Below are 24073 nucleotides of genomic sequence, written 5' to 3'. Positions count from 1 at the left end.
GCCGGGCGGGCGCGGGTCGCGTTTCTTCAAGATCACGGGGGCCGGCCGGCGGCATGCTCCCCGGGTAGGCCGATGCCATGAGGTGTGCGGGAGCGGAGAGGCGGCACGATGAGTGAGGTAGCACGGCGGTACGGGCGCTACGCGGCGGAGTTCGCCGAGACCGTGGCGGCGGTTCCGGCGGGGCGGTGGGGCGCGGCCTCGCCGTGTGAGGGCTGGACGGCCCGCGACGTGGTGCGGCACGTGGTGCAGACCCAGGGGATGTTCCTCGGCCTGGTCGGCCGCGAGCTCGGCGAGGTCCCCTCGGTGGACGACGATCCCGCGGCGGCCTGGCGGGCCGCGTCGGCCGTGGTGCGGGCCGACCTGGACGTCCCGGAGCGGGCGTCCGCGGAGTTCGAGGGCCAGCTGGGGCGGATGACCTTCGAGCAGTCGGTGGAGCGGTTCCTCTGCTTCGACCTGGTGGTGCACCGCTGGGACCTCGCCCGCGCGGCCGGGCTGGACGAGCGGCTGCCGGCCGACGAGGTGCGCTGGGTGCACGGCCTGGTGGCCGGGTTCGGCGACGCGCTGCGCGGCGAGCGGGTCTGCGGGCCGGAGCTGACCCCGCCCGAGGGCGCCGACGAGCAGACCCGGCTGCTCGCGTTCCTCGGCCGCCGCTCCTGGTGACCCGTCGCCGGCACTGCCACCGAAGTACGCGTGTGGGAACCCTCCCATACGCGTACTCGGCTGTTACCGAACTTCCTGGCCGCCATGTCCGCACCGATAACGCACTGTCACCCAGCCAACCGGTTGTGTGATCAACGCCACTGACCTACGATGACGCCAGCCAGAGCCGGCGGCCCGCTCCCGCCGCCGGGTGGTCATGCCCGCGCCCTCGATCCCCCTCCGAAACCGAGGTAGGTCATGAGAACACCCCTCCCCCTCTCGCTCGGAGCCGTGCTGCTCCTGCTGGCGTCGCTGCTCGGGGTGGCCCAGCCCGCCCAGGCCGCGACCGGCTTCCACGTGAGCGGCGGCCGGATCCTCGACGCCAACGGCGCCCCGTTCGTCATGCGGGGCGTGAGCCACCCGCACACGTGGTTCGCGAACCAGACCGGGGCCTTCGCCGACATCAAGTCGCTCGGCGCCAACACGGTCCGGGTGGTCCTCAGCAGCGGACACCGCTGGAGCCGCAACGACACCGCCGACGTCGCCAACGTGGTCTCGCTGTGCCGGCAGAACCGGCTCGTCTGCGTGCTGGAGGTGCACGACACCACCGGCTACGGCGAGCAGGGCGGGGCGGCCACGCTCGCCCAGGCCGTGGACTACTGGCTGAGCGTGCGCGAGGCCCTGGTCGGGCAGGAGCCCTACGTGATCGTCAACATCGGCAACGAGCCCTACGGCAACAACGCGGGCGTCAACGCGTCCTGGGCCGCCGAGACCGCGGCCGCCGTCCAGCGGCTGCGCTCGGCCGGCCTCGCCCACACGCTGATGGTGGACGCGCCCAACTGGGGCCAGGACTGGTCCTTCACCATGCGCGACCAGGCGGCGGGCGTGTTCGCGCAGGACCCGCAGCGCAACACGGTCTTCTCGGTGCACATGTACGGCGTGTTCGACACCGCGGCCGAGGTCGACGACTACCTCACCCGGTTCCGCGACGCGGGACTGCCCCTGGTGGTCGGGGAGTTCGGGCACAACCACTCCGACGGCGACCCCGACGAGGACGCCATCATGTCCCGCGCCCAGGACCTGGGGATCGGCTACATCGGCTGGTCGTGGAGCGGCAACAGCGGCGGCGTCGAGTACCTCGACATGGTGACCGGCTTCGACGTCACCCGGCTCACGCCCTGGGGCGAGCGCATCTTCCACGGCACTGACGGCATCCGCGCCACGTCGCGGCAGGCGACCGTGTACGACTGACCCGGCCGCGACCGCCGCTCCGCCGCGCCGGGCTACCCGGCGCGGCGGGCTATCCGGCGCGGCGGGCCGCCTCGCGCAGGGTGGCCACCATGGCCGGGACCGGGTCGCGGGCACGGGCGCGGTGCACCACGTAGATCTCCCGCGCGAGGTCCAGCCCCTCCAGCGATGTGGCGGCCCACTCCCCCTCCGGGGCCGCCCGCAGGATGGTGCGCGGGATGAGCCCGACCCCCACCCCCGCACGCACCAGCGCCAGCGTCACCTCGTAGTCGCGGGTCTCGTAGGCGACGTTCAGCCGCACTCCCTCGGCCTCGGCCACGCTGTCCAGAGCGATCCGGTTGGAGATGCCCGGCGCCCCGCAGATCCACTCGTCGGCCACCAGGTCGGCCAGCCGCACGGCGGGGCGGCCGGCGGCCGCGTGACCGCGCGGCAGCACGAGCAGCAGCGGGTCGGCGAACAGCCGCTCGCGGTGCAGTCCGGCGACGGCCGGCAGCGCCACACCCGGGTAGCGGTGCGTGATGAGGAGGTCGAGATCCGCGGACGCGACCAGCCCGTACCCCTCCGGGGGTTCCACGTCGGACAGCGCGAGCCGGACATGCGGATGGGTGTGCCCGAAGGCGGCCAGCGCGCTCGGCACCAGGATCTTGCCCGCGCTGGCGAACGCCCCGAGGGAGAGCCGGCGCGGAACCTCGTGGGCCACGGCGCGCACCGCCGCCTCCGCGTCGCGCAGTTCGCCCAGGACCCGCTCGCCGTGTTCGAGGAGCACCCGCCCCGCCTCGGTGAGCCGCACGCCACCGCGTCCGCGCTCCAGGAGCGTGCAGCCGAGTTCGCGCTCCAGCTTGGTCAGCTGCTGCGAGAGCGCGGGCGGGGTGAAGGACATCCGCTCCGCCGCGGCGGCGATGGACCCGGCGTGCGCCACCTCGACGAGTACCCGGAGCCGGTTGGCGTCCAGCACCATGGCCTCTCCCCGCCTTCACCCGGGTGTTAAGCACTGCTTTGCTACGTCTTCCACACTAAAGCAGTTCCTTGGCCGGATTCCGGAGGCGGGCGGCGGCCGGACCGGCGGCCGACCGCGGCCAGGCCCCTTGCCGCCGGGGGCGCTGCACGGGGAGACTTCGACGAACCACCGCGGGGGAGGTAGTCCGATGCTGTCCGACCTCTGGCGCGCACTGCGCCGCCAACGGGACCCGCGGACCGACATGATGCTGGCGACCCGCCTGGCCGACAGGGGCGACCTGGCCGGAGCCGCGGCCGCCTTGCGCGCCGCCGCGCGCTCCGGCGACCCGGAGGTCGCTCCGCGCGCCCACCTGCGGCTGGGGCTGCTCCTGCGGCGCCGGGGCGACCGGGCCGGAGCGGAGGCCGCGTTGGCGTCGGCCGCCGCCAGCGGGCACCCCGAGCACGCGCCGGTCGCCTTGTTCAGCCTCGGCGGGCTCTACGGCAGCGGCGAACGTGCCGCGACGGCCTACCTCGCAGCCGTGGAGAGCGGCCACCCCACCGCGGCGCCGTCCGCCGCGCTGTGCCTGGGCGAGATCCGCGAGGAGGAGGGCGACCTGGACGACGCCGAACGGCTGTACCGCAAAGCCATGAAGTCCCGGCACGTGGACGTCGCCCCCAAGGCGGCGTTCAGCCTCGGTGCCCTGCTCCGGTCGCGGGGCGAGCACGACAGGGCGAGGGCGGCCTTCCAGGCGGCAGCCGACTCCCGGCACCCGCAGGTGGCCCCGCTGGCCCGCGCCGAGCTCGGCGGTGCACCGGTCCGCCCCTCCTCATCGGTGTCCGAGACCACGATCAGGTTCGCCGACCGGGAGCAGGGCAGCCGGGTGGCCGGCGACCAGGGCCTGCTGGAGGCCCTGCTGTTCAACGAGGGCCGGACCGACCTGATCGGCCTGGCGTACTCGGGCCGGCCCACCCCGGAGGGCGGCTACGAGATCGTGTTCCGGCGGTGACGCGCCGCGCCGGGGCCGCGGGGCGGCGTCGGCGCGGCGTCGGGCCGGCGCCGAGGGCGCGAACCCCGCCGCCCGTGAGTGGTCCCGACCGCGGGGCGGCGTCGGCGGCCGGGCGCACCGGTGCGAGTCCGGTGCGGGCTCCCGCCGTGCGCCAGCTAGCCGCCCTGGCCCCGCCGCAGGCGGTAGGCACGCTGCCGGCAGGCCGGTGAGCAGTAGTCGCGCGGCCGGCCCGCGGGTCCGCGGTCCACGGGGCGGCCGCACACTCCGCACCCCTTTTCGTCACGACTTTCGTAACGAACCAGCGCCTCGACTCCGTCGAGCACCCGCTGGAGGCCGAACTCGAAGGGGTCCGGCGGGGTGTCGTAGGCCCCCTCCCGGTACAGGCGGCTCAGGGTGGGGTAGCGGTCGAGGTGGGCGAACAGCGAGTCGCGGTCCTGCCACCACTCCTCGTCGCTGACACCGGTGCGCCGCCGCATGCGCGCCTCCGCCGCGGCCTGGCGGGCCGTGCTGCCGACGAAGCCGCCGACGAGATTGACCGCGGCGACCACGTGGGCGGGCGGCAGGCCGGTGCGCGCCACGATCTCCAGGGCGCGCTCGAACCTGCCCACCGTGTGCGGGCCGGGCACGTGCCGGGCGTCGTCGGACTCCGCCAGCCAGGGATGGCGCCGGTACATCGCCAGTTCGTCGCGGGCCCACACCTCCAGCTCCGCGCGCCACCCCGCCGCGCGCGCCGGGCCGGCGTCCGCCTCGGTCTCGCCGTGCACCCGCTCACGCATGAGGGTCAGCAGCTCCGCCTTGCCGGGCACGTGCCGGTAGAGCGCCATCGTGGTGAAGCCGAGGCGCTCGGCCAGGCGGCGCATCGACAGCGCGGCCAGCCCTTCGGCGTCGGCCAGTTCCACCGCGGCGCGCACGATCCGCTCCAGGTTGAGGCTGCGCCGCGGCTCCGGCTGCGGCTCCCACAGCATTTCGGTGCTGCGTTCCGGGTTCGCCATTTGCCTCCTTTGTCATATATGTTGCCTGCCGCATGTGTACCACGTACACCGACGGAAAGTGGGCCCTCTGATGATCTCCGTCGATCCCCGGGGCGACGACTCGGGCCCGGGCACCCGTGAGCGGCCGTTCGCCACCCTGGAGCGGGGGCGGGACGCCGCCGAGCCCGGCACCGTCGTGGAGCTGCGGGCCGGCACCTACCGCCTCGGCCGGACGTTCCGGCTCTCCGCCGAGCACTCCGGGGTGGTCTACCAGGCCCGCGGGTACGGCACGCCGCACCAGGAGGAGGTCGTGGTCAGCGGCGGGCGGCCGGTCACCGGCTGGCGGGTGGAGGCGGACGGCGTCCACCTGACCGAGGTCGCCGGCCCCGCCCCGCGCCAGCTCTACGTGTCGGGGCGCCGCGCCGAGCGCGCCCGCATACCGCTGGAGCAGGCCATGTCCCGCACCTCGGACGGGTACACCGTGGAGGGCTCCGGCCCCCAGTCCTGGCGGGGCGACGTGGAGTTCGTCTACCGCGGCGCCTACCCCTGGTCGGAGGCGCGCTGCCCGGTGGCGCGGATCTCCGGCGACGCCGGCTCCACCGCCATCACGATGGCCCAGCCGGCGTTCGAACGCGCCGCACGGCTCTACCACGCGGTCATCACCTGGGAGGGTCCCGGCGCCGGCGAGTCCCGCGGCGCCGACTCCCCCGCCTTCGCCGAGAACAGCCCCGCCTTCCTCACCAGCGGCACCTTCGCCACGGACGGCACCACCCTCCATTACCGGCCGCGCCCCGGGGAGGAGCCGAGGGACGTGGTCGCCCCCATCCTCGAAACGCTGCTGCACGCGCGCGGAGTGCGCGACGTCGCCTTCCGCGGCATCACGTTCGCCGACGCCGCCTGGCCGCGGCCCAGCGGCCCGGAGGGGTTCCTGCACTACCACGGCAACGGTTACTACGACGGCGGCGAGCTCCTGACGGTCACCTTCGCGGGCGGCCAGGGCCAGGTGACGGTCCCCGCGGCGACCGCGAGCATCCCCGGCAACCTCGTGTTCGAGGAGGCGCACCGCGTGGTGCTGGAGGGCTGCCGCTTCACCCGGCTGGGCGCCGTCGCCCTGGAGTTCCGCGGCGCCGGGAGCGGCAACGTGCTCCGCCGCAGCGAGATCTGCGAGGTCGCGGGCGGCGGGCTGGTGATCGGCGCGGGCGCGCGGGACCACCGCGTGGAGGACAACCGGATCCACCACGTGGGCCGCGACTACCGGGGGTCGCCGGGCGTGGCGGTCTCCGGGACCGACCGCACCGTCGTCGCGCACAACGAGGTCCACGACACGCCGCACGCGGGCATCGTGGTGTACGAGGGGCGCCGCACGCAGGTGCTGAACAACCTCGTCCACGACACCATGCAGGTGCTCGCCGACGGCGGCGGTATCTACCTGGCGGGCCCGCAGGGCGACTCCCACGCCAGCGGCGCGCTCGTCCGCGGCAACGTCGTCCGCGACACGCTCACCCCGTACAACTTCGGCCTGTACACCGACTACGGCGCCTCGTGGGTCACCGTCCAGGGCAACGCCGTGCACCGCTGCGACGCCCCGGTCGCGCTGGACGTCTCGCCGCCGCTGGAGCACGCGGTGTTCGTCGGCAACGTCTTCGACGCCGACCCCGGCGGGCCCCCCGACGGCGTGGTGCTGGCCGACAACCGGACGCTGCCGGACGCGGCGTTCGGCGACGACCCGGTGGCGGCCGACATCGCGGCCGGCGCGGGCCCGCGCCCCGCCCCCGGCCGGTGACGGCCGACCCACGACGAGAACCGAGGCACCCCCATGGCGACCGAGACCACCATCCCCATCCTGCCCTGCCGCGACATCGACGAGATCGCCGACTTCTACCGCGTGCTCGGCTTCGAGCGGACCTACCGCCAGACGCGGCCCAACCCCTACGCCGTGCTGCGGCGCGGCGGGATCGAGCTGCACTTCGCCGCCATCTCCGGCTTCGACCCGGAGCGCTCCTACGGATCGTGCATCGTCGCGGTCGAGGACACCGCCGACCTGTTCGAGGAGTTCGCCGCGGGGATGCGCGCCGCCTACGGCAGGCTCCTCGTCTCCGGGATACCGCGCATCACCCGGCCGCGCCGGCGGCGCAACACCGGCAGCTCGCCGGGGTTCAGCGTCGTCGACCCCGGCGGCAACTGGATTCGCGTGTTCGGACGCGGCACCGACGGCCCGGCCGAGGAGGCCGCCGCGGCCCCGGCCGTTCCGCTGGCCCGTGCCCTGGAGAACGCGATCGTCCTCGGCGAGGCCAAGGGGGACCACCGGCAGGCCGCCAAGATCCTGGACGGCAAGCTGGCCGGGGACGGCGCTGGCCTCCCGGCCGCCACGCTGGTGGAGGCGCTCGTCTACCGGGCCGAACTGGCGGTGCGCCTGGACGATCCGGGGACGGCCGAACTGCTGCTCGACCGCGTCGAGGCGACCGCCCTGGACACGGCGCAGCGCGCACGGCTCGCCGACGCCCTCGCCAACGCGGCGGAGCTGCGCACCACCGTGCGCGCCGACCGGGCGGGCCGGGAGCGGCACGGCTGAGGACCGCGGCGCCGCCGCCCGGCGGCAATCGGTGGCGGGCGGCGGCCGGGCACCGCTCCGAGCTGCGCGGCGACGGTTCGGCGGCGCCCGCTCGGGCAGCGGAGTGGGGGCGGGCGCGCCGCCGGCGCGCCGAGCCGCGGTCGGCCCCGGCGCGTCCGCGTTCCGTCCGGGGGACCGGTCCGGTCCGCCCCGCCTGTGAGGAGATCGCCGTGACGACACGCACGAACCCCTACATCGGCCTCGACGCCCTGCTGACCCCGGAGAACTCCGTTCTGGTGCTGATCGACCACCAGGGCGCGCAGTTCGCCGGTATGAACAGCCACGACACCACCGTGGTGGTGAACAACGTGACCGCCCTGGCGAAGGGGGCCCGGCTCTTCGGCGTACCGACGATCCTCACCACCGTCGTCGAGGAGCGCGGCGGGCGCATCATCCGCCAGCTCCAGGACGTCTTCCCCGACCAGCGGCCCCTCGACCGCACGACCATCAACACATGGGAGGACCGCCGGGTGGTCGACGCCGTCGCGGCCACCGGGCGCCGGGACCTCGTCATGGCCGCGCTGTGGACCGACATCTGCCTGGCGTTCCCCGCCGTCCAGGCCCTGGCGGAGGGGTACCGGGTCTTCGCGGTCACCGACGCCTCGGGCGCGATGACGGCAGAGGCCCACGAGCGCGGCGTCCAGCGCATGGTGCAGGCGGGCGTGGTGCCCACCGCCACCGGCACGGTGCTGTGCGAGTGGCAGCGCGACTGGGCGCGCCAGGAGACGGTACCGGGCCTCAACGAGATCATGCTGGCCCACGGCGCCAGCTTCGGCACCAGCCTGGCCTGGGAGTTCCAGCTGCTCGGCCAGGACGGCTAGACCGGTGCCGGAAGCCCGCTGCACCACGCCCCGAGCGAAGGCACCGGGGACCGGTGGGGGAGGCCGGCCCCGGCCCCTCCGGACCCGGCCTTCCTGCTCGGATTCCCTCCCGACTACCTCGCCTCCTGGACCGGCCTGCGGCCCCAGCCCAGCGGGCCGCCGGCGTCGGCCCGGCGCGTACTCGCCCCGGCCCGCACGGGCGCGGGGCCGCCGGGCTCAGAAGAGCCGCCCGGCCTCCGCCGGCGGTGGCGCCTCCGGGTCGAGGAGGAACCGCTTGCGGCCGGGCCCGCCGGCATAGCCGGTGAGCCCCCCGCCCGCATGGACATCCGGCGGCGGGGCACGATCACGCACAGCGGGTTGCGGCCCGCCGCGCCCACCGCCTGTGCCAGCGAGACGTCGCCCAGTTGCCGCGCCAGATCGCCCTAGGATCGGGTCTGGCCGTGGGGGATCACCGCCAGCAGCCGCCAGACGCGCTGGTCGAACGCGCCGCCCGCGGGTGCCAGCGGCAGGGCGGTCCGGTGTCCGCCCCGCGCGGTGCTTCAGGTGAGGCCCCCGCCATTCTGGCGACATATCAGGGTTTTGTCACTCTTCAGGAAGCGTACGGTCCTCCTGAAGGCGCGGCAGTCGCAGTCGACGAAGAAGATGACGGCGGACCCCGAGTCGCTATTCCCCATTCGGCCAGTTTTACGCAGCCGGCCCGGAGAAGCCCGATACCCCCTGAGATATGACTGCGCCGCCATACTTCGGGAGCGAAACGGAATGGCCCCGATAACGCGGCAGCGGCCGCCCACCGCGCGCCTTTCGCGCATCGGCGCGTGATCGGGGGGCGCGGCCACGCGGGGTCGGCCATCCATGGCTCCGGGCCGGTCACCTGGGACGTTCCGGAGACCCACCGACCCTGCCGACCTCGCAAGGACAGACCCTCGGCGCCGCACGGCGATCCGGAAGACCCTCCTGAATGGCGGCGGATCCACCCGCCACTTCCGGTGCCGAAGGCGGGCGGCCGGTTCGGACCTATTCCTGGCCCACGGTATCGGTGACGCTACATTGTCCGGGATCATTCGACAACGATCCGCTGCCTACCGAGGTGACGACGATGATCGAGAGGGAATTGTCAACCGAGCACCTGCCCCCCTCCGAACGGTTCGCCTACTGGCACGAGGTCTCCCGACAGCTGTTCCTGCCATGCGCCCTCAGTGGCGAGGCCACGGACGATTACCGTATGCAGGCCCGATTCCTGGATTTCGGAGCCATGCGGATGGCCAAGCTCGCCCTCCCACCGTCCCGTATCTCACGGTCGCCCAAACTCGTCCGCCAGCACGACCCGGGTGTGTACCAGCTGATCTTCAGCCTGCACGGGCACCAGTCGTTCGCCCAAGCCGGTCGCGCGTCCTCCTGCGGGCCGCGCGGCCTCCTGCTCAACGACTCCTCGCGCCCTTTCCATGGCACGATGACCTCCGGCCGCGACCAGGACCGGACGACCCTTGTGGTGACGCAGTTCCCCCGCGCGCTCCTGCCGTTCAAGCCCGGCGTGCTCGACCGGCTCCTCGCCACCCGCCTGCCCGGTCACGGGGGTATAGGCGCACTCCTCATCCACTGCCTCACCGAACTCGGCCACGGGTCCACCCGCCACACCGCCGCCGACGCGGCACGGCTGTCCTCGGTCGCCGCGGACCTGATCGCGGCCCTGTTCGCCCACACTCTGGAATCCGGGAGCGGGCTCCCGCCCGAAACCCACCACCGGGTGCTGCTCCTACGGGTCCAGGCCTACATTGAGCGCAATCTCGCCGACCCCGGCCTGACGCCCGCCGCCATCGCCGCAGCCCACCACATCTCCATCAGCCATCTGCACCGCGTGTTCAAAGCCCAGGGGCTGGGCGTGGCCACCTGGATCCGCCAGCGCCGGCTCCAGCGCTGCCGCCGTGACCTCGCCGACCCCGCCCTGCTCGCGTACCCGATCCATGCGATCGCGGCCCGCTGGGGATTTCCCAGCAACTCCCACTTCAGCCGGGCCTTCCGTGCCTCATACGGCCTGACCCCTGGTGATTACCGGCACGCGGCCTGCCGCAGCGGGTGAAGGCTGGGACGCATCGTCAAGAGTCGGGCACGCATGGGCAACGCTGTCCCAGCCGCCGGCGGGCACGCTCTGAGCAGTGGGCACCGCGGCGCACCGCACGAGGTGCGCCCCCACTTCCAGTCAAGGAGCAGCATGCCTCACTCCCGGCGCGTCGCGGCCACCTTCGCATCACTCGTCCTGGCCACGGGCGCAATCCTCCTGGGCGGCGCCTCCCCTGCCGCGGCTCAGACCGACAGCGGTGACAGTGCCGCGGCCGCCTGCAGTTGGAACGTCAGCTCGGACAACACGACCGCCACGGCCTACTGCCCCGGCCAGACCATCAAGGTCCGCGTGTGGTGCACCTGGGGGGTTTCCAACGTCAGCCCCAACTGGGCCTACCAGCGCAACAGCGCCTCCTGTGGGGGAATCACCGAGATCAACGCCTACGAAGCCCTGGTCCGCTGATCGCGGGCTTGACGTCCTCGCGGTCGCAACGACCTGCTCGCCGCGCGCGCCGGGGCCGCTCCCCGGCGCGTCCGCGGCGTCGGGCCGCGGTAAGGCGCCGATCGGGGGGCGGCCCGGTCCCGCGTGCCGGCTACGCCTCGTCGGGCGAAGCGCGAACTCCCCCGAAAGAGCCCCGCCCTCTACCGTAAGCATGGCTTAATCGCGCTTAGGAGCGCCGACTTTAACTTAATGATGCTCGGGGGCAGAGTGAGGGCATGACACCGAGTACGACCGCCCCGACGCCCACCGACGCGCGTCCCGTGCCGACCGAGGCCGACGTCCGCGCCGCCGCCGAACGCATCGCCGGATACGCCCGGCGCACGCCCGTGCTGCGCGCGAGGGTCGACGGCCGGCCGCTGCTGCTGAAGCTGGAGCAGCTGCAGATCACCGGGGCCTTCAAGCTGCGCGGCGCGCTGAACGCGCTGCGCGCCGGCGAGCCGACCGACAAGGTCATCACCGCCTCCGGCGGCAACCACGGCCTGGGCGTGGCCGCGGCCGCGCGCATGCTCGGTGTCACCGCGGTCGTCTACGTTCCCGAGACCGTGCCGGAGGCCAAGGCGCGGCTGCTCCAGGCGTCCGGCGCGGAGCTGGTGCGGGTGGGTGAGAACTACGCGGCCGCCGCGGCGGCGGCCCACGAGCGCGCCGACGCGGAGGGCGTCCGCTACCTGCACGCCTACGACGACCCGCAGGTGGTGGCCGGCCAGGGCACCGTGGGTCTGGAGATCGCGCTCGACGCCCCCGACTGCGACACGGTGGCGGTGGCCGTCGGCGGCGCCGGGCTGGTCGCCGGCGTGCGCCTGGGCACCGGCGGGCGCCGGGTGGTCGCGGTGGAGCCGGAGGGCTGCCGCAGCCTGCATGCCGCACTTGAGGCCGGCGAACCCGTGGACACCCCCGTGGACTCCGTGGCGTCCTCGGCACTGGGCGCCTCACGGGTCGGTGACGTGCCGTTCGCGGTGCTGCGGCGCCACCCCGTGGCCACCGCGATGGTGAGCGACGCCGAGATCCTGGCCGCCCGCGACCGCATGTGGGAGGAGTTCCGGATCGCCGCCGAGCCGGCCGCCGCGGTGCCGTTCGCCGCGTGGCTGGCCGGCCGGGTGCCCGGCGAGAACCCGTGCCTGATCGTCTGCGGCGCCAACGCTGAGTGGACGCCGGCCTGACGCGGCCGCCGCTGCCCCGCCCTCTCTCGCCCGCGACCGGGCTCCTGCACCCGGTGACCAGCGCTTCCGCCGAGCGGTATCTTCTTGTGCTGTCCACCGCGAGGTGCGGCGATGGCGCGACGACAGGGGGTACGAGTGCTCTACGGCACACTTCGGGGGATCGGCTCAGTGGCGGGGCGGGTGCTCTACCGCCCCGCCATCGAGGGGCTGGAGAACGTGCCCGCGCACGGCCCGGTGATCCTGGCCAGCAACCACCTGTCCTTCGCCGACAGCGTGGTGATCCCGCTCGTCGTGCCGCGCCGCGTGCGCTTCCTCGCCAAGACCGAGTACTTCGACAGCCCGGGAGTCAAGGGCCGGCTGTCCCGCCTCGCGTTCAGCTCCCTCGGCGCGCTGCCCGTGAAGCGCGGCGCCGGCCGCGACGCCATGACCGCCCTGGAGGCGGGCCTGTCGGTGCTGCGGGCCGGCGAGGCGTTCGGCATCTACCCCGAGGGCACCCGGTCCCGCGACGGCCGGCTGTACCGCGGCCGCACCGGCGTCGGCCACCTGGCGCTCGCGTCCGGGGCACCGGTGGTGCCGGTGGCGCTGTTCGGCACCGAGCACATCCAGCCGGTCGGCGCCCGCATGCCGCGCCTGCACCCGATCCGCGTGCGGTTCGGCTCCCCGCTGGACTTCTCGGAGGGCTACGGCCACCTCCGGCCGGGACAGGCCCGGCGGCTGGTGACCGACGAGGTCATGGCCGCCATCCACGCGCTCTCCGGACAGGCCCGCGCCGACCACTACAACGACCCCGGGGTGGACCGCGCGGCGTGAGCTGGTGCACCCGCTCCGGCGCTCTGGCCGGACCGCTCCCCGCGCCCGCCCGGAGCGCCGGACGGGCTTCGCGACGGCCGTGGAGCGGGGCCGCGAGGTGCCGGGCACACCGTCCTGGCGCCATGAGCGCGCTCAGCGCCGCGCGTGGCGGACCGTCAGCCGTCCGTACTCCATGGACCCGGAGATCCTGATGGCCGGTCCGAGGGGGCGGGAGCGCCGCCGGGTCCGGTAGCGGGGGTACTTCCACACGGTGCGCAGGCCGCCGAAGTCCACGATGGCGTCGCGGGGCACCGTGATCCTCGCCCCGCCGGTGCCGATCCGCAGCTCGATGTCGACCACCCGATGCTCGATGAGCGCCCGGGCCAGGTCCAGGCGCACGCGTCCGAACGCGGACTCGACTTTGAGGAAGCGCGGGACCCGCCAGGTGCCGCGCCGCCGGATCCGCCCGCTCGCGGCGGCGATCGTGGACGCGGTGTCCGCGGTGTCCTGCGAGAGCGGGGCGAGCGCCGGCACGAGCTCGCCGCGCGCCTGGGCGGTGAGCGCCCGGTGGAGGCGCGCGTCCGTCTCCTCGTGCGGGATGCGCCCTGTGGAGTACGCCTCCTGCAGGCGCCGCACGGCCGCGTCGCGGTCCTCTTCGCTGAGCGGTGACGACGGGTAGCCGGGGAGAGTGGCCACCGCCTCACTCTGGTGTCGCGCCGGCGGCGCGGGCGCGGCCTCCGGGCGCGCGGCGACCGCCCGTCACCGCAGCCCTGGTCGCCGGCCCGGCGGACCGGCCCGGCGGCCGCACCGCCGGGGCCCACCGCTCCGGAGGGGGGACGGCGCCCCGGACACGCGGTGCCGCATACGTGCGCCGCGCTCCCCGGCCGGTGGAACGGGCGCCGGTGGCAGGCGGCGGCCCCGCCCGGTCGCCGATCGCGCCGCCCGTGCGCTCCGCGGTGACCCGGCGAGCGGCGCGGCCCCGGCCAGGCGTCCTAGTGCCCGGGCAGCAGGCCGGCCAGCCACGCCTCGACCTCGTCGGAGCGCCGGGGCAGCGCCGCCGACAGCACGCGGTTGCCCTCGGAGGTGACGAGGACGTCGTCCTCGATGCGCACGCCGATCCCGCGCAGCTCCTCCGGCACGGTGAGGTCGTCGGGCTGGAAGTACAGCCCCGGCTCGACGGTGAGCACCATACCCGGGGCGAGCACGCCGTCCACATAGCTCTCGGTGCGGGCCTGCGCGCAGTCGTGCACGTCCAGGCCGAGCATGTGGCCGGTGCCGTGCAGGGTGTAGCGGCGCTGCAGCCCCAGTTCGAGCACCCGGTCCACCGGGCCCTCCAGCAGGCCCCACTCGACCAGGCCCTCGGCCAGCACCCGCTGCGCGGCGTCGTGGTAGGCGCGGAACGGCCGCCCCGGCGCGACCTCGGCGATGCCGGCCTCCTGGGCCGCGTAGACGAGGTCGTAGACGCGCCGCTGCACGTCGTCGAACCGGCCGGAGACCGGCAGGGTGCGGGTGACGTCGGCGGTGTAGAGACTCGTCGCCTCGACACCGGCGTCCAGCAGCACCAGGTCGCCCGCGCGCACCGGTCCGTCGTTGCGCACCCAGTGCAGCGTGGTGGCGTTGGAGCCGGCGGCGGCGATGGTGCCGTAGCCGACGTCGTTGCCCTCGACCCGGGCCCGCAGGAAGAACGCACCCTCGATGTAGCGCTCGGAGGTGGCCTCGGCCTGCGGGAGGACCCGCACGACGTCCTCGAACCCGCGCACCGTCGAGTCGACGGCGCCCTGGAGCTGGGCGACCTCCCAGTCGTCCTTGACCAGGCGCGCGTCGTGCAGGTAGACGGCCAGCTCCTCGTCCCGCTCGGCCGCGGCGTCCTCGGCCGCGGTGCCGCGGAGCTCGGCGAGCACCGCCTCCAGCGCGCTGTCGTGACCGCGCACGATCCGGGTGGGCGGCTGGGCCGCGCGCAGGTCGTCCGGGAGGGCGCGGACGTCGCGGGTGGGCAGCGCGTACAGCCGGGCGGCCTCGGTGAGGCTGTTGCGCCGCCCGACCCACAGCTCGCCGTCGCCGGCCAGCCAGAACTCGCCGTTCTCGCGGTTGGAGCGCGGCCGCAGGTAGAGGGCGGCCTCGTGCCCGCCGTCGGCGCGGGGTTCCAGCACCAGGCAGCCGTCCTCGGACTGGTCCCCGGTGAGGTAGACGTAGTCGCTGGCCGCGCGGAAGCGGTACTCGGTGTCGTTGGAGCGCACCTTCAGCCGGCCCGCGGGGATGACGAGGCGCTCGCCGGGGAAGCGGGCGCCCAGCGCGGCGCGGCGCTTGGCGGCGTAGGGGGCCTGCTCGACCGGGTGCAGGTCGCGGCGCTCGGTGTCGGCCCACCCGGTGCGCATCCAGGCCGCGAGTTCGTCGGAGACGGTCTGGTAGGGGCCGTTCTTCCGCGGCCGGAACTCCGGTGCGTCGGCGTCGTCCCGTCCCGTCTCGCTCTGCGGACGCTGGTCATCGGTCACGGTTCGGCTCTCCTCGTCGCGTGGAGTGGGTGGTCCCGCCGGCGGGGCGGCGTTCCCGCGGCCGTGCCGGGCCGCTCCCCCCATCGTAGGAGCGGCGGTGGCCGCCGACCACGACGCGCGGGAGGCGCGTCAGCCGGGCAGCGGCTTGGCGAACGCGTAGTAGTCCCGGCTGCCGTCGGGCGAGGTCCCCTCGCTGTCGAGCAGCGCGTAGCCGAGCCGCAGGTACAGCGCGACGGCCTCGGGCTGGGCCGGTCCGGTGGTCAGGTACGCCCTGCGGTAGCCGCGCGCCGCGGCTTCGCCCTCCAGGGCCGCGACGATCCGGCGGCCGTGCCCGCGCCGGCGGTGCGCCGCGGCGGTCCAGATCCGCTTGAACTCGGCGGTACCCGCGTCCATCCGGCGGAACGCGCCGCCGGCCACGGTCCGCCCGGCCTCCTCCAGCAGGAGGACGCCGCCGTGCGGGGCGGCGAAGTCGGAGGCGGGATAACCCGCCATCTCCCTGGCCGCGACGTCGGCGCCGTAGCGCCGTGTGTACTCGGCGGTCAGCTCCGCGACCATGGGCGCGACCGCGGTGTCGCCGATCGCCGCGCCGCGCACGGTGTAGCCGCGCCCCGTCATGCCGCCCCTCCCCCGTCCGCTCGGGCCCGAGGGTATCGGACCCGGCGGGGCGCCGCGCGGACGCCGGGGTCCGGCTACTCGGCGTTGGGACCGTACCGGGTGTCGTGGTCGGCGGGGTCGTCCGGGTCGGCGGTGTTGGCGATGATCACCGCGAACGGCGGGATGACGGCCGCGACGGCGCACATGGCCAGCGCCCACCCGGTGCCGGCGAGGTACCAGACCGGCAGGGAGCCGATGAACAGCGTGAGGCAGACGGTCATCAGCCAGGAGTATCGGCGGGTCCGCCGCTTCATGCCCCCAGCCTAGTCCGGTGCCGCGGGCCCGGGAAGGCGTTGGCGGAGCCGCTCAGACGCCGGCGGCGAGCCCGGTGAGGATGTCGGCGGCCGGTGCGGCGCGGGCGGCGCCGAAGCCGGTGCCGGCCCACAGGTGGAGGGTGTCGGCGTCCCCGGCGCGGGCCGCGGCGGCGCGCAGCGGGGCCGTGAGGTGGTGGACCTGCGGGTAGCCGGCCGGGGCCGCGCGGTCGTGGGCGGTGAGGAACCGGTTGACCAGCCCGCGGGCCCGGCGGCCGCTGAAAGCGCGGGTGACGGCCGTGGCGGTGCGGGCCGGGTCGGCCAGCGCGTCGCGGTGCGCGGCGGAGGCGCCGCTCTCCCGGCTGCGCAGCAGCACGGTGCCGACCTGGGCGGCGGTGGCGCCCGCCGCCAGGGCGGCGCGCACGCCGGCGGAGTCGATGATGCCGCCGGCGGCGAGCAGCGGCACGCGGACGGCGGCGCGTACCTCGGCCAGCACCTCGGCCAGCGGAGCGGTGCGCTCGGCGGCGTCGTCGAACGAGCCCTGGTGGCCGCCGGCCTCGGCGCCCTGCACGCACAGGGCGTCGGCTCCGGCCTCGACGGCGGCGCGCGCCTCGTCGGCGCTCGTCACGGTGACGAGGACGGCGCTGCCGGCGCGGCGCAGCGCTCGGACCGCCGGCCGCGGCGGGCAGCCGAACGTGAACCCGACGACGGGGACGGGGTCGGCGGCGAGCGCCGCGACCTTGGCGGCGAAGGCGTCGGAGTCCCACTTCGGCTCGCCGAGCCGGACGCCGAGCCGCTCGGCCTCCGGGGCGAGCCGGTCGCGGTAGCCGGCGACGGCCGCCGGATCGGCGGTGTCGGGTCCGGGCACGAACAGGTTGACGCCGAACGGGTGCGAGGTGCGGGCGCGGAGGGCCCGCACCTGCTCGGTCATCGCCGCGACGTCGCGGTAGCCCGCCGCGAGGAAGCCGAACCCGCCGGCCTGCGCCGCCGCGGCGGCGAGTTCGGGGGTGCTGCCGCCGCCGGCCATCGGGGCCGCCACGACCGGGATGTCGAGGTGGTCGAACACGGGCACGCGTGGCCTCCTTCGTCTCCGCGCGGACGCGGGCGTCATCCGATGATCGGGCGCTCCTCGGGGAGATCGTAGCGGCGGGTGCGCATCCGCAGGGCGAGCGCCGCCCCGAGGGTGAGCGGCCCCAGCCGGCCCGTGAACATCAGCAGCGTGAGCACGAGTTCGGCGACGGGCGGCAGGTCGTAGGTGATGCCGGTGGACAGCCCGACCGTGCCGAACGCCGAGACGGCCTCGAACAGCACCTGGCTGAGGGCGTAGGGGGTGACGGAGAGCAGGACGATGACCGCGCAGCTGACGAGGCTCAGACCGAGCGCGACGACGGCGAGGGCCTGGCGGTACACCGCCTCGGGGATGCGGCGCCGCGCGATGGTGACGTCGCGGTGGCCGCGGATCTCGTTCCAGACGCCGAGCAGCAGGATCGCGGCCGTGGTGATCTTCACGCCGCCGGCGGTGCCGGCGCTGCCGCCGCCGACGAACATGAGGATGTTGGTGACCATGAGCGTGTCGGGCTGCATGGCCGCCATGTCCAGGCTGTTGAAGCCGGCGGTGCGCGGCATCACCCCGTGGAAGAAGCCGGCGAGCAGCTTCGCGGGGCCCGGCAGCGGACCGAGGGTCCCGGGGTTGCTCCACTCCAGCGCGGTGACGAGCAGCGTTCCGCCGGCGATGAGCACGGCGGTTCCGCCGAGTGTGATGCGGGCGTGCGTCGACCAGGCGCGCGTGCCGCCCAGCACCCGGCGCACCTCCAGCAGGACGGGGAACCCGATGCCGCCGATGATGACGGCGGCCGCGATGGGCAGGCAGATCCACGGGTCGGCCACGAAGCCCATCAGGTTGTCGGAGAACAGCGCGAATCCAGCGTTGTTGAACGCCGACACGGCGTGGAAGACGCCCAGGTAGACGGCCCGTCCGGGGGCGACGTCGTAGCCCGCCGCGAACCGGGCGGCCAGCACGGTGGCGGTGGCCGCCTCGACGGCGAGCGCGGTCCCCGCGATCGCCGTCAGCATCCGCCGCAGGTCGCTGGGGCCGGCGTGCTTGGTCTCCGCCTGCGCGACCAGCCGCATCCGCAGGCTGATCCGGCGGGCGACGGCCAGCGCGATCAGGGTGGCCAGGGACATGGTGCCCAGGCCCCCGACCTGGATCGATCCGAGGATGACCAGCTCGCCGAAGGCCGACCAGTGGGTGGGGGTGTCGACGGCGGTGAGGCCGGTGACGCACACGGCCGAGGTCGCGGTGAAGAGCGCGTCGACGAAGCCGGTCCGCGTCCCGTCCTCGGCCGCGGCGGGCAGCATCAGCAGCGCGGTACTGACGGCCACGGCCACGGCGAACCCGGTCACGACGACCCGCGCGGGATGTGCCAACCAGGCGTTCAGCCGCGCCCGGCGGCTCAGCCGGGGCACGCCGGGAGGCCCGGCCACACCCGGCCGGCCTGCATATTTTGTCCGTTTTCGCACCATCTCGACGCGATCTCAGCACATCCGAAGTGCGAATACTGCCGTACCAGGCGGTTCCGGGACGCTTCTTAGCGCGTTCTTAGCGCCGGTCAGACCGGCGGCCCGCTCCCGCTCCCGCGCCGGGGCCCCGGCGCGGTACCCAGCGGCCCCCAGAGGCCGCCCGGCCGTCCCGCGGCCGCCCCGCGGCACCACGGCCCGGGGCAGCCCTTCCCCGCGGACTCCCGGCCGCCGCTCGCCGGCCGGCGGCCTCCCTGGCATACTCAGGCGCCGGTGGCGCGGACACCGCGGCCCGGCGGCCGACCGGGCCGACGGCCCGCCACCTTGGAGGGCCTTCACGGTGACTCGGAACCGGCTGTACCGGCGCGTCTTCGCGGCCCTGGTCGCCGGCGCGGTCTCGCTCGCCGTCTCGGTGGGGTGCGTGGCCCTCGTGGGACCGTCGGTCTCACTTGACGAGGACGTCCTGCACGCGGAGGCCTCGCGGGACTCCGGTGTCGGCTACGAGTACGTGGGCACCGAATGGTCCAGCGACCTCTACCTGGTCCGGGTGCGGCGCCTGACCGGCCTCGACTACGAACTGCGGCTCGGCCCGGACGCGGCGCACTACTACTACCCGGTGGAGCTGCGCTTCGGCGGCGCCGAACCGCGGATCGCCGACGTCGACTGGCAGGCCGAGGGGGTCACCGTGGCCTTCGAGTCGGGGGACTCCGTCCACGTGCCGGCGGACAACTTCCGCGGCGTCCGGTAGCGGCGGCCATCCGCCACCGGCCCGGCGCGCCGCCCGCCGGCCCCGGACGCCCCCGGCTCCGCGGCGGCCCGACGGCCCACGCCGCGCTGGGGCGGGAATCCGGGCCGGGGCGGGCCCGGATGGAGTGAGAGGCCGGACCGCGCTACCCGGGGCGCCGCCGTCCGCGGAAACGGCGGTCACCCGCGGGTCGGGCGCCGCCGGAGCTGCTGTCCCGCCTCCCGGCGGACCCGTGCCTGTGCGCGGCCGCGGCGCACGGCCGCCAGCGCGCGCCGTACACCGAGGGCGCCACCGGCCGGATCCGGCACGGCGCCCGGCGAGGCCGCCGCGGCCCGCGACCGCTCCAGCGCGGCCGCCACGCGGTCCCGGATCTCCACCGCGGCGCGGCGTGCGCCGGCGCCGGCTCCCGCGGCGGCCACGGCGCGGGCGGCCAACCGCCCGGCGGCCTCCAGCGCCCGCAGCTTCTCCTCGTGGCCGTCCACGAACCGCGCCACCCGGTCGTGGTGCGCCTGCGCGCCGCGCAGGGCCAGCCGCGCCGTCAGGGGGTCCTCCGGGCCGAAGAGCTCCGCGGCGCGCGGGGCGGCCCGCTCGGCCACCTCGGCGATGCTCTCGTAGTGGGTGAAGGTCCCCGCGTAGGCGTGGTCGAACTCCCGGACCCGGGTGCGCAGTTCGGCGCGCTCGCACTCGTCGAGCAGCGCACGCGGCGCCCCCGCCCGCGCCGCGGCCCGGGTGGCGTCCCGCTGGGCGTCCGCCAGCCGCCGCCACGCGGACGCGGCACCGTCGTGGTGCTCCCTCTCGGCGAACGTCTCGGCGAGCAGCACGGCGGCGCCGACCACGTCCGGCCGGAAACCCGCGAACGGATCGCCCGCGTCGCGGACCCGGGCGAGCTCGGCGTCGAGGATGCTCGATGCCCGGGCGTGCTCCCCCAACGCGGTGAAGAGCCGCGCGATGCCGGTGCGCGTCCGCAGTCGCTCCGCCTCGGACAGCGCCCGCCCGCCGCTCTCGGCCGGATTCCTCGCCTGCGCGTCGAGCCGCTCCAGGGCGGCGAGCATGCCCTCCCGGGCGTCGAGGGCCGCGCCGGGGGCGCCGAACAGCGGATCGCGCAGGTCCACCGGCGACCAGAACAGGTCGCGGACCAGGCCCGTCATGCTGCGCCTGGCCAGCTGGGCGCGGACGGCGGCGACCTGCGGCGAGATGACGCCGCCCGCGGCCGGCGGGCTGGCGACCCACTCCGCGAGTCGCTCCAGCGGGGCCCGGCGGGTGAGACGGCCTCGGTCATCTCGGGACGCACGTCCTTTCCGGCGGGCACGCACCGCCCTCGCTGGCGGCGGCCCCCGGCCGCCGCCGATTCCTGGCCGTTCAGCCTACTGCGCCGGCGGTCCCGCGGATCAGGCCGCCGCCGGCCCTCCCCCGTCCGCCCCGGCGCGCCTCGGCCGGGCCGCGCCCGCCCGAGGCGCGCCGGGGAGCAGGCCGGGGCCGGGCGTCGGCCCCGCGCCCGGCGGCGCCCGCGGGCCGGGTCCTCACCCGCTGGCCAGGGGGATGATCCTGCGGTACTTGCCACCGGGCGACTGCTGCGGCGGTTCCCCGGCGCGTTCGGTCGTGACCGCGCCGGCGCCGTGCTCGGTGAGCAGGCGGGCGATCTCGCCGTGCACGGCCTGCCACGTGCGTTCGGCGTCGGCGCCGTCTCCGGTCCGCAGCCGCACGCGCAGCGTGGTGGGCGCGGTCTGGACGACCTGGAACTGCTCGACGCCGGGAAGACCGTCCAGCAGGGTGCCGAAGAGCATGGGCGAGATGCTGACCCGCCCGCCGCCGGTGGGGAAGGTGAGCATGTCGGCGGCGCGGCCCCGCACCCGGACGGCGGGGAGCACGTCGCCGCACGGGCAGGGGTCGGGGCGGAGCAGGACGCTGTCGCCGAGGTCGTAGCGCAGGATCGGCTGGACGCGGTTGGCCAGGTTGCTCAGCAGGACCGTGTGCGACGGCTGCCCCGGCGGGACCGGCCGGTGGTCGGCGTCGACCGGCTCGAACACGGCCCAGTCGGTGTTGACGTGGTACCAGCCGTGCTCGCAGCCGTAGCTGAGGAAGCCGCACTCGGTGGCGGCGTAGGCACTGCGGACCTTGGCGTTGAACGCGGCGCCGAGCCGCTCCAGGGCCTCCGGCGTCGCCGTCTCACCGCCGGCGACGACGACGGCCGGGCGGATGCGCAGGCGGCCGGCCTCCTGCTCGCCGGCGAGCAGTGTGAGCATGCTCAGGAAGCCGCTGACGATGGCGGGGTCGTACCGGTTGAGCTCGGCGACCAGCTCCGGCAGCGGTCGGTCGATCGGGAAGGCTCGCATGAAGCGGCCCATCCACGGGTGCTCCTTGCGGAGCCGGGCCGGCAGGGCGACGGTGAAGAAGTGGCCGGCGGGCGCGGACACGATGGCGGTACGCCCGGCGCGGGCCAGCAGCCGGAGGGCGGCGCCAGGCCCGACCCCGCCGGTGCGCGCCCCGAGGGCCGTGTGCACGGCCACGGTCCGCTCGTCGATCACGAACAGGCCGCGCACGCCGCTGGTACCGGAGGTGGTGGCCACCGCGTACCGGCCCTGGAAGCGCTCCCCCACGAGCTCGGGGTCAGCGACGAACGCCTGGACCTGTTCGAGGGTCACCCGGCGGTCGGTGACCCAGTCGTCGAAGCGGTCCATCAGGTGCTTCTTGTCGGTGACCGGGAGCAGCGCCGGGTCCTCGACCTGGTCCGGCAGGTCCCGGTACAGCTCGCGGTAGTACGGCGAGGCGGCCCGGGCGTGGGCCACCATCCCGGCGAGGCGGGCGCGCTGCCGCTGCGCGAGCGCCGCGGGGCCCTGCCGTACGGCGCGTCGAACGTCGCGGGCGATGTCTCGGGAGCTTTCCGTCATGTCGGTCCGGTCCTTTCACCGGTGGGCGGGACGCCGCCCTCGGGGATGGGCAGAGCAGGACCCCCGGTCGGTGCCCGGGCGCGGCGCGGGCCGGGCCCCGGGTGCGCGGCCGGGCGGGGGAGCCGTGCCCTCGTCAGGGGCCTTCGGTGGCCGGACCTCCGGTGGCCGGGCGCACGGCGAGCAGGCCGCGCATGGCGATCTCGGCACCGTGCCGGGACGCCGCCCACAGCTCGTCCTGCGATTGGCCGAGCCGGACGCTCGCCAGGCCCGCCTGCTGGATGGCCCCCAGCAGGGCCCCGGTCATCGCGGCGGCGGTCACCGGGTCGAGTTGTCCGGGGAACGCCTTCAGCAGCTCGTCGGCGATCCGCTGCTGGAGACCGAGCAGCAGGTACAGCCCCTTCGCCTGGAGCGCCGGCGTGGTCAGGACCAGCCGGGTCGCCGCCGACAGCTCCTCGGGCTCCCTGCGCGGGACCTTGGGCCGGCGGTGGGCGGCGTACTCCTGGACCGTCCTGGCCAGCACCTCACCGGGGCCCTCCTCCGGCCGGCGTCGCGCGATCGCCTCGAACATCACGTCGAGGTCCCGTTCGGCGTCGACGAACAGGACCTCGTCCTTGCTGCCGAAGTAGTTGAAGAAGGTCTTGGGGTCGACATCCGCCGCCGCGGCGATCTGGGCCACGGTGGTCTGCTCGTACCCCTGCTCCTCGAACAGCCTGATCGCCGCCATGACGATCCGCGTCCGGGTCTCGCGTTTCTTCCGTTCGCGCCGCGACTCCTGCATGCCCCGGACGTTATACCCCCTGCAAATTTCCCGCAACTGGAAATTTCTATGCTCTGGATGGACGTGCGGCGCCCCTGCGGTCCTTCCGGTCCCGCGGCCCGTCCCCGGTTCGCCATCAGCGGGCAGGTCCGGGAGCGCGAAGCCCGGCCGCCCTCTCCCGGCCCCGTGCCGGGCGCACCGTCCAACCCGGGCCGGGTGGTCCCGACCGGCCTGACGCGCCAGGCGGCGTTCTTCGAACGTCGGAGGCCGCGTGGCCGGATACCGGTGGAGGCGGGTCGGGCGGCTCCGCCGTCGACCACGGCCCTCGTGCCGCGCCTGGTCGCCACCACGCGGTCGCGTCCGAGCGGGCTCCCTCGCCCGTTCGGCGGCGTCACGGCCCCGTAGGCGGCCGGTCCAGGGCCAGGCGGCCTGCCTCCCGCCGATCCCCTCCGCTCGCGGTCGGCACGCTGGTCGGCGGGCTGGCCAATGGCCGCCTTGGCCCGGGGCCGGCGCCCCGTCACATCGCGAAGACGCGGTCCGGCCGGATGAGGACCGCAGTCCGCCGGTCCGCGGCCATGGCGCGGTCGTAGGCGTCCCAGTCGTCGTGGCTGCCGCCGGCCGCCGTGAACACCTCGCGCAGCAGCAGCCGCAGCCGCTCGGTGTCCACGCCTTCGCGGGGGTCGTCGTGCCCGACGAGGTCGACGCGCCCGCCGACGCTCGCCCAGTGGTAGTCCGGCTGGAACACGATCGTCGCCTGCGGGCGGGCCCGCAGCAGCCGCAGCTTGACGCTGGTGCCCGGGGTGGTGAAGGCCACGACCCGCTCCCCGGTGACCGGATGCGCGACGACCCCGGCGACGACGACGCTGGACTGGACGGAGCCGTCCGCGCGGACGGCCGAGACCACGGCGCGGTGACCGCCCCGGTCGATGAGGGTCTGGACGTCGTCCAGTCCGGACGCAGCTGCCATGGTGGCCTCCCGTGGTCGGTCGCCGTCAGTGCTCGACACCCGGGTTCTTCCCCGGCTCGGCCG

At 75.3% G+C, this 24073-nt stretch carries 23 protein-coding genes; 11 read left to right on the top strand and 12 right to left on the bottom strand.

The window, feature by feature from the left end; genetic code table 11:
- Window positions 1-108: 108 nt before the first annotated feature.
- Both DEF28_RS16900 and DEF28_RS16895 read left to right on the top strand, forming a co-directional pair.
- Window positions 109-660: a TIGR03086 family metal-binding protein gene (locus DEF28_RS16900; protein WP_114397194.1), complete on the top strand. Its 552-nt coding sequence runs from the start codon at window positions 109-111 to the stop codon at window positions 658-660.
- A gap of 237 nt (window positions 661-897) precedes the next feature.
- Window positions 898-1890: a glycoside hydrolase family 5 protein gene (locus DEF28_RS16895; RefSeq protein WP_114397195.1), complete on the top strand. Its 993-nt coding sequence runs from the start codon at window positions 898-900 to the stop codon at window positions 1888-1890.
- A 49-nt stretch (window positions 1891-1939) separates the two neighbouring features.
- On the opposite strand, the gene DEF28_RS16890 is transcribed toward DEF28_RS16895, so the two are convergent.
- Entirely contained in the window at window positions 1940-2842 is a 903-nt protein-coding gene (locus DEF28_RS16890) for a LysR family transcriptional regulator (protein ID WP_114397215.1), read from the bottom strand.
- A gap of 190 nt (window positions 2843-3032) precedes the next feature.
- On the opposite strand from DEF28_RS16890, the gene DEF28_RS16885 reads away from it, so the two are divergent.
- Window positions 3033-3830, top strand: a complete 798-nt coding sequence (locus DEF28_RS16885) for a tetratricopeptide repeat protein (RefSeq protein ID WP_114397196.1) — start codon at window positions 3033-3035, stop codon at window positions 3828-3830.
- Between the two features lie 155 nt (window positions 3831-3985).
- On the opposite strand, the gene DEF28_RS16880 is transcribed toward DEF28_RS16885, so the two are convergent.
- The gene (locus DEF28_RS16880; RefSeq protein ID WP_114397197.1) at window positions 3986-4822 is read right to left on the bottom strand and encodes a TetR/AcrR family transcriptional regulator; all 837 of its coding nucleotides are present in this window, start codon (window positions 4820-4822) and stop codon (window positions 3986-3988) included.
- A 70-nt stretch (window positions 4823-4892) separates the two neighbouring features.
- Here DEF28_RS16880 and DEF28_RS16875 point away from each other — a divergent pair, with 70 nt between their 5' ends.
- The 7 genes from DEF28_RS16875 (at window position 4893) to DEF28_RS16845 (ending at window position 12760) form a co-directional block, all read left to right on the top strand.
- Window positions 4893-6584 carry a right-handed parallel beta-helix repeat-containing protein gene (locus DEF28_RS16875; protein ID WP_114397198.1) on the top strand — a complete coding sequence of 564 codons (1692 nt, stop codon included), beginning with the start codon at window positions 4893-4895 and terminating at the stop codon, window positions 6582-6584.
- A gap of 33 nt (window positions 6585-6617) precedes the next feature.
- Window positions 6618-7373 carry a VOC family protein gene (locus DEF28_RS16870; protein ID WP_114397199.1) on the top strand — a complete coding sequence of 252 codons (756 nt, stop codon included), beginning with the start codon at window positions 6618-6620 and terminating at the stop codon, window positions 7371-7373.
- A gap of 209 nt (window positions 7374-7582) precedes the next feature.
- Window positions 7583-8233, top strand: a complete 651-nt coding sequence (locus DEF28_RS16865; protein WP_114397200.1) for a hydrolase — start codon at window positions 7583-7585, stop codon at window positions 8231-8233.
- 1096 nt (window positions 8234-9329) lie between these two features.
- Window positions 9330-10310, top strand: a complete 981-nt coding sequence (locus DEF28_RS16860) for a helix-turn-helix domain-containing protein (RefSeq protein WP_158562860.1) — start codon at window positions 9330-9332, stop codon at window positions 10308-10310.
- Window positions 10311-10442: 132 nt separating this feature from the next.
- The gene (locus DEF28_RS16855; protein WP_114397202.1) at window positions 10443-10754 is read left to right on the top strand and encodes a hypothetical protein; all 312 of its coding nucleotides are present in this window, start codon (window positions 10443-10445) and stop codon (window positions 10752-10754) included.
- A 254-nt stretch (window positions 10755-11008) separates the two neighbouring features.
- Complete coding sequence (locus tag DEF28_RS16850) at window positions 11009-11950, top strand: threonine/serine dehydratase (RefSeq protein ID WP_114397203.1); 942 nt, start codon at window positions 11009-11011, stop codon at window positions 11948-11950.
- A gap of 135 nt (window positions 11951-12085) precedes the next feature.
- Window positions 12086-12760, top strand: coding sequence for a lysophospholipid acyltransferase family protein (locus DEF28_RS16845; RefSeq protein WP_114397204.1), 675 nt, complete (start codon window positions 12086-12088; stop codon window positions 12758-12760).
- Between the two features lie 132 nt (window positions 12761-12892).
- Here DEF28_RS16845 and DEF28_RS16840 read toward each other — a convergent pair whose 3' ends face one another.
- From DEF28_RS16840 to DEF28_RS16815, 6 genes are all read right to left on the bottom strand, one after another.
- Complete coding sequence (locus DEF28_RS16840; RefSeq protein WP_114397205.1) at window positions 12893-13435, bottom strand: DUF1707 SHOCT-like domain-containing protein; 543 nt, start codon at window positions 13433-13435, stop codon at window positions 12893-12895.
- 296 nt (window positions 13436-13731) lie between these two features.
- A complete protein-coding gene (locus DEF28_RS16835; RefSeq protein WP_114397206.1) occupies window positions 13732-15231 on the bottom strand; it encodes an aminopeptidase P family protein in 1500 nt (499 codons plus the stop codon).
- Window positions 15232-15360: 129 nt separating this feature from the next.
- Window positions 15361-15846 (bottom strand): GNAT family N-acetyltransferase, encoded by a 486-nt coding sequence (locus DEF28_RS16830; RefSeq protein WP_114397207.1) that lies wholly within the window; start codon window positions 15844-15846, stop codon window positions 15361-15363.
- Window positions 15847-15920: 74 nt separating this feature from the next.
- The gene (locus tag DEF28_RS16825) at window positions 15921-16139 is read right to left on the bottom strand and encodes a DUF3099 domain-containing protein (protein WP_114397208.1); all 219 of its coding nucleotides are present in this window, start codon (window positions 16137-16139) and stop codon (window positions 15921-15923) included.
- A 52-nt stretch (window positions 16140-16191) separates the two neighbouring features.
- Entirely contained in the window at window positions 16192-17208 is a 1017-nt protein-coding gene (locus DEF28_RS16820) for a nitronate monooxygenase (RefSeq protein WP_267900211.1), read from the bottom strand.
- Window positions 17209-17243: 35 nt separating this feature from the next.
- Window positions 17244-18563: a TrkH family potassium uptake protein gene (locus DEF28_RS16815; RefSeq protein ID WP_233515359.1), complete on the bottom strand. Its 1320-nt coding sequence runs from the start codon at window positions 18561-18563 to the stop codon at window positions 17244-17246.
- Window positions 18564-18993: 430 nt separating this feature from the next.
- Here DEF28_RS16815 and DEF28_RS16810 point away from each other — a divergent pair, with 430 nt between their 5' ends.
- Entirely contained in the window at window positions 18994-19401 is a 408-nt protein-coding gene (locus tag DEF28_RS16810; RefSeq protein WP_114397210.1) for a hypothetical protein, read from the top strand.
- A 176-nt stretch (window positions 19402-19577) separates the two neighbouring features.
- Here the strand turns inward: DEF28_RS16810 and DEF28_RS16805 are convergent, their stop codons facing one another.
- The 4 genes from DEF28_RS16805 to DEF28_RS16790 form a co-directional block, all read right to left on the bottom strand.
- On the bottom strand, window positions 19578-20546 hold the full coding sequence (locus tag DEF28_RS16805; protein ID WP_114397211.1) for a hypothetical protein: 969 nt from the start codon (window positions 20544-20546) through the stop codon (window positions 19578-19580).
- Between the two features lie 372 nt (window positions 20547-20918).
- The gene (locus DEF28_RS16800; protein ID WP_114397212.1) at window positions 20919-22286 is read right to left on the bottom strand and encodes a phenylacetate--CoA ligase family protein; all 1368 of its coding nucleotides are present in this window, start codon (window positions 22284-22286) and stop codon (window positions 20919-20921) included.
- Window positions 22287-22419: 133 nt separating this feature from the next.
- Window positions 22420-23064: a TetR/AcrR family transcriptional regulator gene (locus tag DEF28_RS16795; protein ID WP_114397213.1), complete on the bottom strand. Its 645-nt coding sequence runs from the start codon at window positions 23062-23064 to the stop codon at window positions 22420-22422.
- 496 nt (window positions 23065-23560) lie between these two features.
- Window positions 23561-24010: a pyridoxamine 5'-phosphate oxidase family protein gene (locus DEF28_RS16790; protein WP_114397214.1), complete on the bottom strand. Its 450-nt coding sequence runs from the start codon at window positions 24008-24010 to the stop codon at window positions 23561-23563.
- Between the last annotated feature and the right edge of the window lie 63 nt (window positions 24011-24073).

This window comes from Marinitenerispora sediminis (genome assembly GCF_003336425.1).
Taxonomy (GTDB): Bacteria; Actinomycetota; Actinomycetes; order Streptosporangiales; family Streptosporangiaceae; genus Marinitenerispora; species Marinitenerispora sediminis.
Note: the sequence above shows the minus strand (reverse complement) of the source record. Positions and strands in the feature narration are given on the sequence as shown.